This is a genomic window from Herpetosiphonaceae bacterium, assembly GCA_036374795.1.
Classification (GTDB): domain Bacteria; phylum Chloroflexota; class Chloroflexia; order Chloroflexales; family Kallotenuaceae; genus LB3-1.
In genome coordinates, this window is the sequence record DASUTC010000352.1 from 13,108 (window position 1) to 30,962 (window position 17,855).

Annotated in this window: 12 protein-coding genes; 4 read left to right on the forward strand and 8 right to left on the reverse strand. The window is 62.4% G+C overall.

The genetic code is table 11. The features are described 5' to 3' along the window. Window positions 1–759: 759 nt before the first annotated feature. The 4 genes from VFZ66_28465 (at window position 760) to gcvT (ending at window position 8,042) form a co-directional block, all read left to right on the forward strand. Entirely contained in the window at window positions 760–1,314 is a 555-nt protein-coding gene (locus VFZ66_28465; GenBank protein HEX6293149.1) for a hypothetical protein, read from the forward strand. A 121-nt stretch (window positions 1,315–1,435) separates the two neighbouring features. Continuing rightward, window positions 1,436–2,437 (forward strand): hypothetical protein, encoded by a 1,002-nt coding sequence (locus VFZ66_28470; protein ID HEX6293150.1) that lies wholly within the window; start codon window positions 1,436–1,438, stop codon window positions 2,435–2,437. 165 nt (window positions 2,438–2,602) lie between these two features. Further along, on the forward strand, window positions 2,603–4,477 hold the full coding sequence (locus VFZ66_28475; protein ID HEX6293151.1) for a glycoside hydrolase family 2 TIM barrel-domain containing protein: 1,875 nt from the start codon (window positions 2,603–2,605) through the stop codon (window positions 4,475–4,477). Window positions 4,478–4,766: 289 nt separating this feature from the next. Continuing rightward, window positions 4,767–8,042, forward strand: coding sequence for a glycine cleavage system aminomethyltransferase GcvT (gcvT, locus tag VFZ66_28480; protein ID HEX6293152.1), 3,276 nt, complete (start codon window positions 4,767–4,769; stop codon window positions 8,040–8,042). A gap of 22 nt (window positions 8,043–8,064) precedes the next feature. Here gcvT and VFZ66_28485 read toward each other — a convergent pair whose 3' ends face one another. The 8 genes from VFZ66_28485 to VFZ66_28520 all read right to left on the reverse strand — a co-directional run. Further along, window positions 8,065–9,375, reverse strand: a complete 1,311-nt coding sequence (locus VFZ66_28485; GenBank protein ID HEX6293153.1) for a nuclease-related domain-containing protein — start codon at window positions 9,373–9,375, stop codon at window positions 8,065–8,067. Window positions 9,376–9,504: 129 nt separating this feature from the next. Next, the gene (gene uvrB, locus VFZ66_28490; protein ID HEX6293154.1) at window positions 9,505–11,652 is read right to left on the reverse strand and encodes an excinuclease ABC subunit UvrB; all 2,148 of its coding nucleotides are present in this window, start codon (window positions 11,650–11,652) and stop codon (window positions 9,505–9,507) included. A 186-nt stretch (window positions 11,653–11,838) separates the two neighbouring features. After that, entirely contained in the window at window positions 11,839–12,942 is a 1,104-nt protein-coding gene (locus VFZ66_28495; protein HEX6293155.1) for an ABC transporter ATP-binding protein, read from the reverse strand. A 47-nt stretch (window positions 12,943–12,989) separates the two neighbouring features. Beyond that, window positions 12,990–13,985 carry a LacI family DNA-binding transcriptional regulator gene (locus VFZ66_28500; protein ID HEX6293156.1) on the reverse strand — a complete coding sequence of 332 codons (996 nt, stop codon included), beginning with the start codon at window positions 13,983–13,985 and terminating at the stop codon, window positions 12,990–12,992. A gap of 480 nt (window positions 13,986–14,465) precedes the next feature. Beyond that, window positions 14,466–15,245: a nucleotidyltransferase family protein gene (locus VFZ66_28505; GenBank protein HEX6293157.1), complete on the reverse strand. Its 780-nt coding sequence runs from the start codon at window positions 15,243–15,245 to the stop codon at window positions 14,466–14,468. Window positions 15,246–15,468: 223 nt separating this feature from the next. Further along, entirely contained in the window at window positions 15,469–16,038 is a 570-nt protein-coding gene (locus tag VFZ66_28510; protein HEX6293158.1) for a DoxX family protein, read from the reverse strand. Between the two features lie 351 nt (window positions 16,039–16,389). Beyond that, the gene (locus VFZ66_28515; protein HEX6293159.1) at window positions 16,390–17,373 is read right to left on the reverse strand and encodes a universal stress protein; all 984 of its coding nucleotides are present in this window, start codon (window positions 17,371–17,373) and stop codon (window positions 16,390–16,392) included. A 126-nt stretch (window positions 17,374–17,499) separates the two neighbouring features. Next, a partial coding sequence (locus VFZ66_28520; GenBank protein ID HEX6293160.1) for a CBS domain-containing protein occupies window positions 17,500–17,855 on the reverse strand: 356 nt, incomplete at its 5' end.

Here is a 17,855-nt window from a genome sequence, read left to right on the forward strand (position 1 = left end):
ATTAACTGTATAAAAAGTCTCGTAGCAGCCCGGTGTAAACTAGGGATGGCTGGCTGTTGTACTGGTGTCGTTTGGCCTGCTACTTTCTACAGACACCTGGCCTGGATACTATATCTGGTATATCTCTAAGGCCGCGTGAACGCTCTTTGAAGAGGAGCATCCCCCTAACTCCTCGATCCTGGGCCACCACAGAATACGCTATTTCCGAAAAGTTTCCCTGAATTGGCACGAACCCGCTCGTGTCATGGCTAGGTCAACCCTCAGCCGCTCTAGGCTGTTCGCTTGATCTATACTAAATGAATGCCAATGGATCGTTCTCGACCTGATACGCCATTTCGTGACAATCGGCATCTCATATGTTTCTGCCATGGCGAAGGATTCTCCAGCGCATCTGGTGCAACGGCCCCAGGAAGCGGCATCACGCAGCGATCTGGGCGAAACAAGGCCGCTTGGGCATCGCTCACTCCGCGATCGATGCCGATTTTTTCTATGGCATGCCCTCCTCATGATCACGGAAATAGGGGAGATCCTATTGCCTGTGCCTGTCGTGATAGGACTTACGCGATCGAGGCGTCGCAGGACGAATGTGCGCCTGCGCAGCACGGGACAATTGCCCACTCGATCAACCGCGTAACTCCTGCTCGTGAAAGGAGTTGCTCAGCACAAAGAGACTGGTTCGCTAAGAGCTTGATCGTTTCTCGTCGTCTCGTATGGAGGCGGTCGACCTAATCGATTGCCGTAGCTTGTAAGGATTGCATCATGAAGCTCATTCGTCCGCTCATCGCTCTCGTCATCATGCTCGCGTTTATGATCTTTCCGGGCAGCCAGGCGTTCGCCGGGCAGCATGTGAATGAACCAGCTCCGAACGGTGTCAGCCCGTGGGTCTACAATGAGTCGTGGAGATTGGACGGCTCGTGGTATGGCGAGGGCCTGCACACCGATCAGTATAATGACTATTATGCGCTTGACTTCGGTGCCGGCCTCTGCAACAAGCCGCTGTACCCACTGTACGAGAATATGAAGGTCGTCTATAAAGACGCCACCACCTGGGGTCGGCTCGACCTGGAAGTGACCATTGGCGGTGTCCGGTATAAGACCAAGTATCTGCACATGAGCAGCATCTCGGTTGGCGTCGGCGCGATCGTCGGCACGAACACGGTCGTCGGCTACACGGGTGCCAAGCAGACCGGCACGTGCCACCTGCACATGAACACGCAGAAGCTGAAGAGCGACGGCCTGTGGTGGGGCGTTCCACCGACGTTCTGTGGCCGCCAGTATCCGCACGATCACACAACCTATTGGCCCGGCTGCTAAACGCACGGTGTCAATAGATCGTTGGCTGTGTGCTTGTAACGCCGATCGAGGTGGCTCGGAGGGCGCATCCTCCGAGCCACTTCTTTGTGTTGGCTCGGTTGTCTAGAAGGAGAAGCCATCCATGTCCGCTCGACTCGTCCGCTTGAAATGGCTGTCGCTTACGATCCTGGTGACGCTACTGTTGCAGGGCTGTAGCACAGCTACCCCTTCGGCCCCGCCGGTGAGCGCCGCCGCCACAACTGGCTGCCCCGATGCCCTCGGGCCGATCGCCGCGCCGATCGTCGCCGCCGCCGGAAATAACCTGATCGCAATCAAAGAGAATGGCAGCGGTCAGAGCTGGCTGCTGCCGCTCTCACAGGAGGCCAGCGCCGCGTTCCCGTCCTGGTCGCCCGACGGACAGACGCTCGCCTACGCGCTCAGGTATCCGGCTCCGTCGCCCAAGCTGCGCGGCATCACCAGTGTCATCTGCGGTATCGAGCGGGCGACGGGCAAGGGGCGGCTGCTGGCGGCTGGTCAGCAGGACGACTGGCTCGACGAGCCCGTATGGTCGTCGGACGGCCAGGCGGTGCTGCTGACGCTGACCCGTTTCGAGCCCGGCCCAGATCAGCAGCCGGTCGATCGGCAGCATGTCGCGCGCTACGATCTGAAGGCTGGCACGCTCCAGGTGCTGGTTGCCGATGCCCATAGCCCCGCGCCCTCGTCGGCTGGTGATCGGCTGCTCTACGTCGCGGTCGATCCCACGTCACAGAACGAGACGCTCTTCGTGGCGCGGCCCGACGGCCAGGAGGCCCGACCGTTGATCACGCTTGAGCGGCCCTATGTCTCGGCGATGTGGCCGCGCTGGTCGCCCGATGATACGCGGATTTTGTTCGGCGCAAGCATGGTCCGTGGAGAAGAGGACGAGCGCTACGTTCCCGCGATAGTCGGCGCGGACGGCCAGGGATTCCAGCCGCTTGGCAAAGATCTCAACAATGTTGTAAGCCTCGATTGGGCACCCGATAGCCGCCGACTCGTCTATGCCACCAGCGGCACGGGCCTGTTCATCCGCGATCTGCGGCAACATGAGGCGCGTAACCTGACCCGCGCGGGCGATGGCATGGGTGTGACCTGGGCACGTCGCTAGCTTCGCGCTTAAACATCAAGGTTCAAGGTTGAGTTCTCGTCTCTCCCGGTTCGTTGTTCGTTGTTGTCCTCTTGTTCCTTTGTTCGCTTGCTCCTCATGGCGTCGATTGGCATATCACTTGCTGCTGAGAGGGTCGAACCAACTGATGCCAAGAGGAAGACAACCATGGTCCAAACCCACGGATACCCCCGACCACAGCTTGAGCGCGCGGAGTGGATCTGCCTGAACGGGCAGTGGGATTTCGCCCTCGACCACGACGCGCGTTGGGCTGTTCCCGGCGACGTTCGCTGGAATGCTCAGATTAACGTGCCGTTCGCGCCGGAAACTGCCGCGAGTGGGATCGGTGATACAGGCTATTATCTGGCGTGCTGGTATCGTCGCACCTTCGACGCGCCGCCGCTCAAGCCCGACGAACGCTTGATTCTGCACTTCGGCGCGGTGGACTACGCCGCCACCGTCTGGGTCAATGAGCGGCTGATCGCGCGACACGAGGGCGGCTACACGCCGTTCAAGGTCGATATTACCCGCTTTCTTGAGCAAGCAGGCTCTCAGGTGGTCGTGGTGCGCGCCGAGGACGATCCCCACGATCTCGCCAAGCCGCGCGGCAAGCAGGACTGGCTGCTGGAGCCCCACTCGATCTGGTATCCCCGCACCACCGGCATCTGGCAGACGGTCTGGATGGAGCGCCTACCAGCCACGTCGATCCAGGAGGTCCAATGGACCTCCCATTTAGCGCGCTGGGAGATTGGCCTGTATGCGGCGCTTGAGGGAGTGCGACGCGAGCAGCTTCGCTTGCGCGTCAGGCTCTCCGCCCACAACATGCTGCTTTCGGACGACACCTACACGGTCGTCGGGGGACAGGTCCATCGTCGGATCGCGCTCTCCGATCCCGGCATCGACGATTATCGTAACGAGCTGCTGTGGAATCCGATTCAGCCGACCTTGATCCAGGCACAGCTTCAGCTCTGGGGCGCGCGCGGCGAGCTGATCGACGAGGCCCGCAGCTACACGGCGATCCGCGAGATCGCCTTGCAGGGCGATCGATTCGTGCTCAATGGCCGCCCGACCCAGCTCCGCATGGTGCTTGATCAGGGCTACTGGCCGGAGACGGGCATCACCGCGCCCGACGACGATGCGCTCCGGCGCGACGTGGAGCTGGCAAAGGCGATGGGCTTCAACGGCGTGCGCAAGCACCAGAAGATCGAAGACCCGCGCTACCTGTACTGGGCCGATCGACTCGGCCTGCTGGTCTGGGAGGAGATGCCCAGCGCGTATCGGTTTACCCGCCAGTCGGTCGAGCGGCTGCAAAAGGAGTGGATTGCCGCGCTCGATCGCGATATGAGCCATCCGTGTATCGTGGCCTGGGTGCCGTTCAACGAATCGTGGGGCGTGCCCAATCTGCCGGAGATCGTTGAGCAGCGGCACTACGTCCAGGCGCTCTATCATCTGACCAAAACACTCGATCCGTCGCGGCCCGTGATCGGCAACGACGGCTGGGAGAGCGTCGCCACCGATATTGTCGGCATCCACGACTACGACGACCGGCCTGAGCAGATTATTGAGCGCTACAAGTCGCAGGAGATCATCGGGCAGCTCTTTACCCGCGAGCGTCCCGGCGGTCGTCTGCTGACGCTCGAAGGTCACGCCCATACGGGCCAGCCGATCGTCTTGAGCGAGTTCGGCGGCATCGCCTTCTCGGACGATCCCGAAGCGACCTGGGGCTACACGCGCTCCCATACGGCGGAAGAATTCGCGACTGAGTATGAGGCATTGCTCGAAGCGGTTCGCTCGCTCAATCTGCTGGCTGGATTCTGCTATACTCAGTTTGCCGATACGTATCAGGAAAGCAATGGCTTACTCTACGCCGATCGGACGCCCAAGTTCCCGCTCGATCGGATGGCGCAGGCTACGCGCGGCCCGCGCACAAGGCGCCAGGAGATGCAGGAGCGCCAGTGGCGCGAGCGGATGATGCGCGTGCAGCGGAAGCAAGAGGCCGCACGGTTGCAGGATGGTGAAGCCGATCGCTCCGGGGTGGCCTGAGGCGCGGAACCACACGGCGCGGAGGATCGCTTCCAGATGCCGTGCTTGACAGCGGATGTACCATAGCGCTCGATCAACTCCTCGATCGGGAGCCAGAGACACCTGAAGCCATCCGAGACGCTCACGCTCGGCAGACGGTATCGGCGGAGATGCCCAGGCACGTCAGCGGGCGTGCCTGGGGCATCCTCACGAGCATCCTCTTTCCTGCGCGGTTGCCTTTGGAAAGGAACATAGAGCTATGCAGCCCCCCGACTATTCGCAAGCGTACGGCGATGAAGCAGATGGAGATTTGGCGGCAGTTGACCCACTGGTAAGCGATCTGATTCGTTGGGAGGAGCAGCAGCAGCTCCGTAAGTTGATCCTGGTAGCCTCCGTGTCCGCCGCTCCGCGAGCCGTCCTCCAGGCACTCGGCTCGGTCTTCCAAAATGTCTGCGCCGAAGGCTATCCATCCAAGCGCATGGCCCAGGACGCGCCTGAGCGGCTCGCCGATCTCTCGTGGCAGCTGGCGTACGCGCGCCGCTATGCCGACCGACGATTTTACAAAGGTGTCGACTATGTGAATATCGTCGAGAGTCTGGCCCAGCGGCGCTGCGCCGAGCTGTTTGCGCACGGCTCGATCAGGCCGCAGGACATCTTCGTCAACGTGCAAAGCCTGGCCGGAGCGGCGGCTAATCTCGCCACCTATCAAGCGTTGCTGCAACCGGGCGATACGTTGATGGCGATGAACCTCTACCAGGGCGGGCACCTGACGCACGGCTCGGAGTTCAACGTCTCTGGCAAGCGCTATCGCACGGTTTCCTACACCGTCGACGAGTCGACGGAGCGGCTGGATTACGCCGCGATCCGTGAGCTGGCGCTCGCCAGCAGGCCGCGTCTGATCGTCGGCGGCTACACGTCGTATCCCTGGGCTCCCGACTGGCACGCGCTGCGCGCTATCGCAGATGAGGTCGGGGCGTACCTGATGGCGGATATTGCCCACACCGCCGGGCTGGTCGTCGCGGGGGCGTATCCCAATCCGGTCGGCCTGGCCGATGTCACGGTGTTCACGCCCAACAAAACTCTGTGCGGGCCGCGCGGCGCGGTGGTGATGACGACCGATCCCGATCTTGCAGGCGCGATCGATCTGGCGGTCTTTCCAGGCGAGCAGGGCGCGCCGCACGCCAACAAGTTTGCGGCGATGGCCGTGGCATTCGGGATCGCCCGGAGCGAAGCATTTCACCGGATGCAGCACCAGATCGTCAGGAACGCGGCCCGGCTTGCCACGGCGCTGCAACGGCATGGCCTGCGCCTGGTCTATGGCGGCACCGATACGCATCTGCTGCTGATCGACTTGAAATCGGTACCCTCGACGACCGGCTTTCCGCTCTGGGGCGAGGCCGCCGCGCGTATCCTCGACCTGGCCGGGATTGTAGTCAATAAGAATACGATCCCCGGCGATACCCAGACGGCGCTGGCGACCGGGCTGCGCTTCGGGACGACCTGGATCACGCAGCAGGGTCTTGTCGAGCAGGATATGGACACTATCGCCGAGCTGATCCGGCGCGTCCTGTATCAGATCCGGCCCTTTGCCTACGATGGTCTGATCCAGGTGCTCCCGCGCGGCAAGATCGATCTCGATGTGCTCGAATCCGTACAGCATGATGTGGCGCGTCTCACCGAGCGCTTCGCTGCCGACACGCCGGATGCCTCAGCTCCGCGCCCGCACGATCCTGCGCCGCCGCACAGCCTTGCGGCAAAGCCGGTTGTGCTGCGCGTTACCGGCTGGCGTGCCCGGCAGTTTATGGATGGCGTCTGCACGCGCTCGCTCGCGCGGCTTGAGCCGTCGCAGCCTGAGCGGGCCTATCTGCTGGATAGCCACGGCTGCCTGATCGATCAGGTCGTCGTGGCGCGGGAGCCGCGTGATGCGATCGGACGTGATCGCTACCTGCTGGTGCCCTCGCCGCAGCGCGTGGAGCGGGTGATCGCCTGGCTGCGCGGCCTTGCCGACGGCTACATCTGCTTCGATCAGCAGGATCTCTTGCGCAAGATCGCGGGGCCGGTCGATATTGAGATCGTCGATCTCGATACCCTCCAGTCACGCGATCTCCGCGACGGCACGTTGACCGATCAGGCCGCCGCGTGGCCCGGCATTGCGCACCCGGCTCACGCCCGCGAGCTGCATGCCCTCAATCCACAGGGCTTTGATCTCGGCAAGCCCTACTTTGTGGGACAGCACCACCTGGAGCGGCCCGTATCGCTGCTGGACAAGCCCGGCTGGTCGTGGAGCGAAGCGGATGGCCCGCTGCGGCAGACGCCCTTGTATGATCTGCACCGGTCCAGCGGCGCGAAGATGGTGCCCTTCTCCGGCTGGGAGATGCCCGTGTGGTACACCTCGGTCGTCGAGGAGCATCGCGCCGTCCGCAGCACAGCCGGGCTGTTCGATGTGTCGCATATGGGCGTCTTTCAGATCGAAGGGCCGTATGCGACCGAGTTTTTGGACACGGTGTTCACCAACTATGCGGCCTGGCTCGACGATGGCGAGTCCTGCTACGGCTTCCTGCTCGATCCCGACGGGCAGGTGCTCGACGATGCGATTATCTACCGCTGCCACGCCGAGCAGTACGTGATGGTGGTCAATGCTGGCTGTACCCGCAAAGATTGGCGCTGGCTCAATCTGGTGAATGAAGGACGTGTGGCGATCGATGCGCGCCGCCTGTGGGTGCAGACGCAGGCTCCGGCGATCCTGCGCGATCTAACCGACGCGGCGGCAGGCGCGCTCCAGCGCCGCGATCTGGCGCTGCAAGGACCGGCGTCGCTGGCTGCGCTCCAGGCCGTGGCCGACGATCCGGCAACCAGCGTGGCGCTAGCGCGGCTGCAACGCAATCGGCTGATCGGCTGCACGCTTGCGGGCGTCGATGTGCTGGTGGCGCGCACGGGCTACACCGGCGAGCGCTACGGCTACGAGCTGCTGGCCCACCCCGACGCGCTGCCGCATCTCTGGCAGACGCTGCGGGTCATCGGACAGCCCTTCGGCGTCGTGCCGGTCGGACTTGCCGCGCGCGACTCGACGCGAACCGAGGCGGGTCTGCCGCTCTACGGCCATGAGCTGGCCGGGCCGCTCAAGATCTCGCCGATCGAGGCGGGCCTGGGCGCGCATGTCAAGTACCACAAGCCGTTCTTCATCGGTCGCGATGCGCTGCTGGCGCGAATGCAGCAGCAAACCCGGCGGTTGATCTGCTTTCGGGTGGAGCGCCGGGGCGTGCGCCGACCCCAATTTGGCGATCCGATCGTCGTTGGAAATGTCGTCGTCGGGCAGGTGACAAGCTGCTCGATCGATGGCGAGCGCTATCTGGTGGGCCAGGCGCTCGTCGAGCAGCCATACACCACGCCCGGCGCGCAGATTGGCATTCTACCGCTGGGCGATCGTCCGCTTGCGGAGAAGCAGGCGTGGAGCGTCGAGCGCGCGTCGCCAGTCGAGGCGAGAGTGCTGCCCCGCTTTCTTCAGCCGAAGGGCACGCGGGCGGCACACGCCGATGCTCGCGTGAGCCAGTACCGGCTCAGCGAAGCGGGACAGGGCGCTGACTGATGCTCAGGGTAACGGAGTGAGGCTACTGGGGCACGTTCACGATCCAGCTTGTCTCGCCGAAGGGCTGCTGCAACAGCGTGATCCGCAGCGTAATCGCGTTGGCGCGCACCGACTGGGGCACCACGACCACCGCGCTGGCTTTGGCTCCGGGCTGGACCTCAAGCTGACCAAGCGGCTCTGAGCGCTGCGGATCGATCAGATATTCCATCTGGTTGTCGGTGATGGCGATATTCTCAGGAACCAGCGCCATCTTCACCGCGATCCGACGGCGATTCTCGACGACCCAGTTGAGCTGGATCTGGCCGTTGTTGAAATCGACCGTCTCCAGCGTGACCAGCACATCGGCGCTCTCGGCGTCGGTGCGCAGCCATTTTTGCTGGCGCAGATCCCAGCGCCGACCGTGCTGCTGATGTACTTCGGCCACGCCGTTGTTGATATTCTCGCCGATGCCAAACTCAGGGATCGTCGGGACCGGCGCGACGGTGGGCGCGCCCGCTCGTCCAGTTTCGGGCGCGATCATCTGCGGAAAGTTCGACAGCATCAGCATCAGCGTCGCCAGCACGAATACCGTCAGCGCGCGGCCCTGCCAGCTATTGAACTGCTGCACGAGCGCAGCCCACCACGCCTGGAAGCCAGCCTCAGGCGTGCGGGCGCTCTGCTCGTGGGACGTGGGCGGCAGGACCGACGGCGTCGGCTCCGAGGGCGTTTGCGTCCAGTCGGGCATCACGCCCGCGATCAGATCGTTGAGCTCCTGCCACGGCTCGCAGTGGAGCAGCCTGGGAATCCGCAGCAGCTCCTCATCGGTCAGCTCGATGCCGTTTGATCGCTCCGTCAGCAAAAAGGTCGGCAGCTCGTCGAGGCCCTTGACCTGAACCTTCCAGTCGAGGTCGATCTGCGATCCCTCTTCGATCATCGGCACGATCACGATCACCCGTTTGGCCGCGCGGAAATCGACATCGTTCGCTTTTTGCGCCGAGACGATCTCGGTTTTGTGGTCGTTGAGGAAGTTGGTGAAGCTGTAGAAGTACGAGACGACCTGATTGTACGGGTTTTTGCGCCCCGGATTGAGCTGTTTGGTCGAGCCGTTCTTGCTGACGACCTTCCACGGCCCGTTCACCGAGCCAAAGACCTGGCCGTCGCAGTGCTTCAGCTCAAGGATAAAGATCGCGTCGGGCTTGAGAATAACAAGGTCGATCGTGCGGCCACCAACGCTGAAGTTGGCGACCATCACATACAGCCCTTCAAGGCGATCGAGTCCATTCGCGAGCGCGATGATCGCCTTACGCTCGTTTGGATTGTCCGGCTTTTCGCCGATCCAGACCTGGACTGCCACGACGTTACTCCCAAGCTGTCTTGCCGAAGCGAGAGGAAACCCCTCAGCTCATGGTACCCGATCACGACGATCCGTGTCAGGATCATCCTGACCGGCTCGTGCTCAACCCGTAAGTACTACGCAATCGCGTTACTTGCGTCGTCCTCCGCTGCGCGCTCTGGGGGTAGCGCTGCTACGTCCGCCTTTGTTCGTCGCGTAGGTCGTGGTGGACGCCGCCGCCTTAGTGCCATTGCCATCATGTCGGGCAGCACGGGGCCGTTCGTTGACGCTTTCCAGTAGTGCCGTCGTATCTTCCAGTGCGAGCGTCCGCCGCAGCTCGATCACCTGATCGCGGAGCAGCGCCGCCTTCTCGAACTCAAGGTTCTTGGCAGCGTCTTTCATCTGCTTCTCAAGCTCCTTGATCATCTTGAGCAGCTCATCCTTCGGGATGGCGATCTCGCCCGCGCTGCCGACGATGTAGGGCGCTTGCGCTTCCGCTACCTGCTTGATCTGGCTGGTCAGATCGCGGATCTGCTTAACAATACCACGTGGCTCGATATTATGCTGCACATTGTATGCCATTTGGACGTCGCGGCGGCGCTGCGTTTCTTTGATCGCGGCGTCCATCGAGCGCGTGACTGTATCGGCATACATGATCACGGTGCCCTCGACATGCCGCGCCGCCCGCCCGATCGTCTGGATCAGCGACGAGGCCGAGCGCAGGTAGCCTTCTTTGTCGGCGTCGAGGATCGCCACCAGCGAGACTTCGGGCAGGTCCAGGCCCTCGCGCAGCAGGTTGATGCCGACGACTACATCATACACGCCCAGGCGCAGGTCGCGCAGGATCTCGACGCGCTCGATCGTCTCGATGTCGGCGTGGAGATACTGGGTGCGAATGCCCATCTCTTTGAGGTAGTCGGCCAGATCTTCCGCCATGCGCTTGGTCAGCGTCGTCACCAGCGCGCGCTGCTCCGCATCGACGCGGCGCTTGATCTCGCCCAGCAGATCATCGATCTGGCCGCGCGTTGGCCGCACATGGATCACCGGATCGATCAGGCCGGTCGGGCGAATGATCTGCTCGACGATCTGCTCGGAGTGCTCGTACTCGTACGGACCCGGCGTGGCCGAGACATAGATGATCTGGTGGACGTGCTGCTCCCACTCCTCAAAGGTCAGCGGACGATTGTCGAGCGCGCTGGGTAGCCGAAAGCCGAAATCGACGAGCGTCTGCTTGCGGCTGCGGTCGCCATTGAACATGCCGCGAATCTGCGGCACCGAGATATGCGACTCGTCGACGAACATCAGGAAGTCGTCGGGAAAGTAGTCGATCAACGTCCACGGCGTTTGCCCGGCCACGCGCCGGTCCATGTGGCGGCTGTAGTTCTCGATGCCGGAGCAGTAGCCCATCTCGGCCAGCATCTCAAGGTCGTACATCGTGCGCTGCTTGAGCCGCTGCGCTTCGAGCTGCTTGCCGTCAGCCTCCAGATCTTTGATGCGCTCATCAAGCTCCGCTTGGATGTCGCGGATCGCAAGGTGGAGCTTCTCGCCGGTGGTGATGAAGTGCTTGGCCGGGAAGATGTCGATCGCTCGCTTCTCGGTCAGCAGCTCGCCGGTCAGCGGATCGACCTCGACCATCCGCTCGATCTCGTCGCCCCAGAACTCGACGCGATAGGCCGTCTCGGCATTGGCCGGGAAGATCTCAAGCGTATCGCCGCGCACGCGGAAGGTGCCACGGTGAAAGTCGATGTCGTTGCGCTCGAACTGAAGATCGATCAGTTGACGTAAGATCTTGTCGCGGTTGCGGATCTCGCCGGTGCGCAGCGGCAGCGCGACCATGCCGTAATCGTGCGGCGAGCCAAGGCCATAGATCGCGGAAACCGAGGCGACGATCAGCACGTCTCTGCGCGACAGCAGCGCCTGGGTGGCCTCGTGGCGCAGCCGGTCGATCTCTTCGTTGATCTGCGCCTCTTTCTCGATGTACAGGTCTTTGGACGGTACGTAGGCTTCGGGCGTGTAGACATCGTAGTACGAGACGAAATAGCAGACGGCGTTGTCGGGGAAGAACTCTTTGAACTCGGCGTAGAGCTGCGCGGCCAGCGTCTTGTTATGGGCCATGACCAGCGTAGGCCGCTGGATTTGCTCGACGATCCAGGCCATCACCGCTGTCTTACCGGTGCCGGTCGCGCCGAGCAGCGTTTGATGTTTTAGCCCCTGATGCATGCCTGCAATCAGTTGCTGGATCGCCTGTGGCTGATCGCCTGTTGGCTGGTACGGCGCGTTAACCCGAAACGGCGGCATCGTCTCTTCCTCTCGCTACGCATGCGAAATGCTTTACACTCAGTGTCTATTATACCTCAGATTCCGCCCCACGCCTAGTCCACTAGCGTATCATATTGGCTCGTTTGTGCTGACAGACCGCTGATAAAACAGGGCAGGGGTTGAGCACGAAGCCCAACCCCTGCCACACCGTCGTGGTGCTGTGTTTTAGACCAGCGCGACCTCGGTTTCGCGGTCGAAGACGTGCATGTTGTTCAGATCCAGCGACAGCCGGATCGGCGCGTTCGGCTCTGCCCTGGTGCGCGGATCGAGCCGCCCGACAAACTCTTTGTCGCCGACGTCGAGATAAGCGTAGACCTCCGCGCCCATGTGCTCGACGACCGCAACCTCGGCGTCGATGTTGGCGATGGCTTCGGTGCCCGGCGGCACATAGTTGGCATCGTGAATATCTTCAGGCCGGATGCCGAAGTAGACCGGGCGATCGATGTACTTGCCCAGGTGCTCGGTCTTGCTGCGCGGGATCGGCACCGCAAAGACGCCGGTATCGACGGCCAGACCATCCTGGCTGCGGCGGAGCGTGGCCTCGAAGAAGTTCATCGCGGGCGAGCCGATGAAGCCTGCGACGAACATGTTGGCCGGGCGGGTGTAGAGCACCTGCGGCGCTTCGAGCTGCTGCAAGATGCCGTCGCGCATTACGGCGATGCGCGTGCCCATCGTCATGGCCTCGACCTGATCGTGGGTCACGTAGATGAAGGTGGTTTTGAGGCGCTGGTGCAGCTTCGAGATCTCGGCGCGGGTTTGTACGCGCAGCTTGGCGTCCAGGTTCGACAGCGGCTCGTCCATCAAGAAGACAGCGGGATCGCGCACGATCGCGCGGCCCAGCGCGACACGCTGGCGCTGACCGCCCGACAGCGCCTTTGGCTTGCGGTCGAGCAGGTGCGCAATGCCCAGCAGCTCGGCGGCCTCCTTCACGCGCTTGTCGATCTCGCTTTTCGGCGTTTTGCGCAGCTTGAGGCCGAAGGCCATGTTGTCGTAGACCGACATGTGCGGGTAGAGCGCGTAGCTTTGGAAGACCATCGCAATATCGCGGTCTTTCGGCGCGACGTCGTTGACGACTCGATCGCCGATGTAGATGCGCCCGCTGGAGATCTCTTCAAGACCCGCCAGGCAGCGCAGCGCGGTGGACTTTCCGCAGCCCGAAGGACCGACCAACACCAGAAACTCCTGGTCGGGGATGTCGATGTTGAGGTCTTTCAGGACGTGGACGTTGCCGAAATACTTGTCCACGTGGTCGAACTTGATACCTGCCATGGTTCCAGCTCCTTCGCTTGTAAGACCCGACTGTCCAATATGATCCGTCACTCGCCGCATGAGCGCCGCACGATCAACTGCGGCGAGAGTGTCACCTGCGGATGCGCGCGGCTGCCGATGAGGTCGATCAGGCCATCGGCGAGCGCCTGCCCCCAGTCGTAGAGCGGCTGCCGCACTGCCGTGAGCGGCGGCGCGGTATGCGCGGCGGCGGGCGTGTCCTCAAAGCTGATCAGCGCGATGTCGCGGCCTACGCCGAGCCGCTGATCGTGGATCGCATGCAGCGCGCCAAACGCGAGCGCCGCCGTCCCGGCGATCAGCGCGGTCGGCGGCTCCGGCAGCGCCAGTAGCTCCTGGGTGGCGTCGTAGCCCTCGGCCTCGGTTTGTCCGCCCTCGACGATCAGCGCGGGATCGAAGTCCAGCCCGCTCTCGTCCAGCGCCTCGCGGTAGCCTGCGTCTTGCTCGGCGGAGAGCGTCTGCTCCAGTGGCGGCTGAAGCAAGCCGATACGCTCGTGTCCACGGACGATCAGATGCGCCATCGCCTCCAGCATCCCGGCCTGCCCGTCGATCGCCACAAACGGGCTGTCGTCCGACGGACGCCCTGCGCAGATGTACGGCATGTGCTCGCTGCTGGCAGCCTGGATACGCGGATCGTCGATCTGAGTGTCGAGGATGATCACGCCGTCGACGCGACCGGAGCGGAAAAGCTGCTGGTACAGGCTGGCTTCGGGCTGGTCTGTGGTGCTGGGCGCGAGCAGCAGATGGTAGCCGCGCCGGGCCGCGCCATCGGTGATGCCTGCCAGCAGCCCGCCAAACGACGGCTCGGCAACGCGCTGTGTGGCGGCGGGGATCACCAGCCCCAGCGTTATGCTGCGCTGCGCCTGAAGCGCGCGGCCTCGGTAGGACGGGCGGTAGTCCAGCGCGGCGGCGGCTTCGAGCACGGCGCGGCGCTTGCCAGCCGAAACCGAGCCGGTGCCGTTCAGCACGTACGACACGGTTGCGATCGAGACATGCGCGCGCTCTGCTACCTCTTTGATCGTCGCCATAGCCTCACAGCTTTAGTGAAACGTTTAACCTGTCGTTCGACTATAGCAGAGTTGGCTGCATGCGTCAAGAGCGCATCGGCAAAAAGTTGGAGCGCAGGCTGCCTCCGGCCTCGGTAGAAAGTCGGAGACGCGACTGATCTTAGGTAAGGTGTGCGGTAAGGTCGGTCTGTTATAGTGCAACCATACCAATCGAACCTCACGCCGGTCGGTTGGGGCGCGGTCAGTGTTATCGACGTAGCGCACACACACCCCTCAGCGCTACGTCTTTCCTGAACCGCGACGCGATAATGAGAGTTCCATGAGCGCTGGCGCAGATGCGCCGGTCAGTGCCGCCAACGTAGCGCACACACCCCTCAGCGCTACGTCTCGCCTGAACCAGTACAGCCGCTACCCCCAAGCGTTCGATCAATGCAATGAACCTGTGGCCCTGAGGTCACAGGTTCATCGTTTGCGTGCCGTCCGATCGCCGCTCGGTGCGCGCTATTGGAGGCTGTACTCGGCGCGCTCCGGCATGCCCCGGCGCTGGCGCATCGCGTTGTCGGCCTGGAGCAACTGCTGGTGGTTGCCGATGTCGAGCCAATCGCCTGGGAAGCGGTAGCCGTAGACCGGCACGCGCTTATGCAGCCAGGCGATAAAGTTGCCGGGCTGATCGGCTGAGTTGCCCTCTTCGAGGTACTGTTGAATCAGCGGCACGTGATCGCGGTGATACAGATACGTCGCAATCCCGACGAGATTCGTGGTCGGCTGCTGCGGCTTTTCGATAAATGATGTCACGCGATCGTTCTCGTCTAGCTCGACGATGCTGTACTGCTTGACGAGTTCCATGTCGGGGCATTGGTAGAGCGCGATGCAGCTTCCGTCGCCCTTGCCGCGCCAGAACGCGACATAGTCGGCCAGGCTGAAATCGAACATGTTATCACCCGCGATGATCAGCAGATCGTCGCCCTGCAAGCCCGCGCGCCCGACCGTAAAGCGAATATCGCCAATCGCGCCCAGCCGATCCTCGTTGCTGAGCGTGCCGTCGTCGTGGACCTGGATCGGCAGGTGCCCGGTATGCGCGCCTGCCCAGTCCTGAAAGCCCTGCGCAAACTTGTGGTTGGTGACAACATGCACCGCGTCGACCTCCGGAACCTCGACGATCTTATCGTAGATGTAGTCGATCATCGGGCGGCCAGCGACAGGCAGCAGCGGCTTGGCAATCGTTTCGGTCAGTGGCCGCAGGCGTGTCGCGTAGCCAGCGGCCAGAATAATAGCCTTCACACCCTTTCTCCTTTTGGTTGTTCGAGATCGCCCATTCTATCGTACTTCGCGCAGAGAGCGTGCAGGCGGCGGCAGCACCGCAGGTGGGATCGATGTGCTGATGTCGCTCCTTCAACTGGCGTGCCACGCGGTTATCGCCTCCTATGCTACCATCGGCAAACAACCATACGGCAGAGAAGTCATCGACTTCTCTGCCGCGTGAGGAGATGCTGGTGAAGAATGTCTATTGGAGCTGCGGCGTAGGTGCCAGCCTGCCGAAGGTGCGATCCGTCAGCTTCTTCTCGATCGGACGGGCGAAGTAGTCGAGGCCGTAGTAGCCGACAGCCACGCCGCCCACCAGCACAATCGCCAATCCGACGACCAGCATTTGCGGGTTGGTGCTCGCCGAACCGGCGAACAGGAAGGCCAGGTTCATGATCACGCCCATCAGTGCCGAGAAGTGGGTGAAGATGCCCAGGATCAGCGCCAGACCGACCAGCAGCTCGCCATAGGCTACCAGATAGCTGAAGATCGCGGCGTTGGGTAGGAAGTAGTCGCGGGCCAGGATGGCGTACCACTCTTGCACCTGGGGATGCGGGGTCTTGACGGGATCGAAGCCTTCCGCGAGTGGCGATTTGGCGATAGCGCCTTTGAGGAAGCCTGCGACTCCGGCACCTGCTTTATCACCGACCCATGCTGCGCTTCCTCCGCCGAATACTTTTTCAATACCGCCCATCAACCATTCGTAACCGAGCCATAAACGGACGATGAGCCAGGCAATGCCGGCATATCTTGGATCTTTCAAGGCGTTCATGGTTTTTCTCCTGACAGAGTGGTGTGTGTTGTATGCTCTGTCGTTAGTTGCTTGCTCTGTCAGAAGTATAGCGGTTATGATCATACAAAGTGAGAAGATTCGACAACTTTTCGTGGCTAAATAACCACAATTGCCACGATTCGGGTATGTCGAACCTAGTTGTCATAACGCTGATGTCAATAATCACTTTATGCATGTCGCCAATGGTGCGAGATCGGCAGCTTGAATGATTGATTTGTGGGGCGTATTGCATTCGATCGCGGCGCTGCGGTATCAGCAACGCGAGCAGGCGGGCGATCGTTCCCGATCGCCCGCCTGCTCCGTAACGCTCTGGAGGGTGTACGCGGTGTGCTACTGCCCGACTGACAGCGCGACGTTCTTGCCTGGTGTGGCCTCGCTTGCGCCGCGCTTGGCGAGCGGGTGGTGGAGCAGCACCGGAACGAGCGCGCCGCGCAGCACTTTGTCGGCGGTGCTGCCTAGCAGCAGACGCGACAGGCCACCGCGTCCGTGCGTTGCCATCGCAATCAGATCGATGCGGTACTCGTGCGCGGCTTTGAGAATGATCGTGACGGGCTGCTGCCCAACCACGACTTTGGTCGATACCCGCAGCCCTTGCGCCTGGAGCCGCTGCGCGATCGACGCCAGATACGTCTCCGCCTCGTCGATCTGCTGGCGCACGACCTGCTTTTCGAGATCGGCGGAGTAGGCGGTCGGCGAGTAGCCGACCATCATCAACGGCTCGACGATGCGCAGCAGCCTGTACTCGGCATCTATCAGCCCGCCGACCATCGCGGCGTGCTCCAGAATGTCTTCGGCGATCTCCGATCCGTCGAGCGGAATCAGCACGCGCTGGAACGTAGGCTCCTCGGCTGCGACGACCGGCGTGCTCGGTGGGCGGATCATCAGCACCGGAGCGGCGCCGTGGCGAACGACTTCATCAGCGGTGCTGCCCAGCCAGAAGCGCGCCATGCCGCCGCGCCCGTGTGTCGTCATCACCACCAGATCGATCTGCTCGGCTTTGATATGCTGGATCAGCATCGCGGCGGTTGGCCCATCGATCACCGCACATCGCGTGTCGATCTCGATGTCGTGCATGAGGCGGGTATGTACAAGATTGAGGTACTCCTCCTCATGTTTTCGCATCTGCGCATCCAGTTCTTCGTCGATGATCGGCAGGCCGTCGATATAGGTCGTAATGATCGGCTCGTGGACACGCACCAGATGTAACGTTGCTCGTTGGTCGGCGGGCAGGCGGCGGATGATCGCGCGAGCGACCGGCAGCGCATACTCGCTAAAGGCGGACCCGTCGAGCGGAACCAGGATTGAGCGATACATAGCGTTCTCCTTTGTGGAGCGCGGGATGCTCTCCCGCAAGTGCCAACACGAACAGCGCCCTATGGCGAGCAGCGGCGTGTCGTGGTGGCCGTGCGCCATCCGTGAGCGCGTGATGGTGCGCGGCCCTCACATCGGTGCGGAATCGGCGACGGGCGGGATCTGCGGCGCGGTGAGCAGGCCATCGACGATCGCGCGGAAGATGTCGCTTTCGGAGATAATGCCCACGAGTTGTCGCCTGTCGATCACCGGCAGGCCGCTGATCTTGTGGTCGAGCATGCGCTGCGCCGCCTCGGCGATCGAGGCGCTGGCCGAGATGGTGATCACGTGTGTGCGCATGACCTCGGCGGCTGTCACCTCCTCCAGCATGTAGGCCATCTCGTAGATACTCAGCGAGGTAGCATCCGATGGCATCGCGCTACGAACATCGCCCGACGTAATGATGCCGACAAGCCGGTCGTTCTCAACGACCGGCACACGGCGAA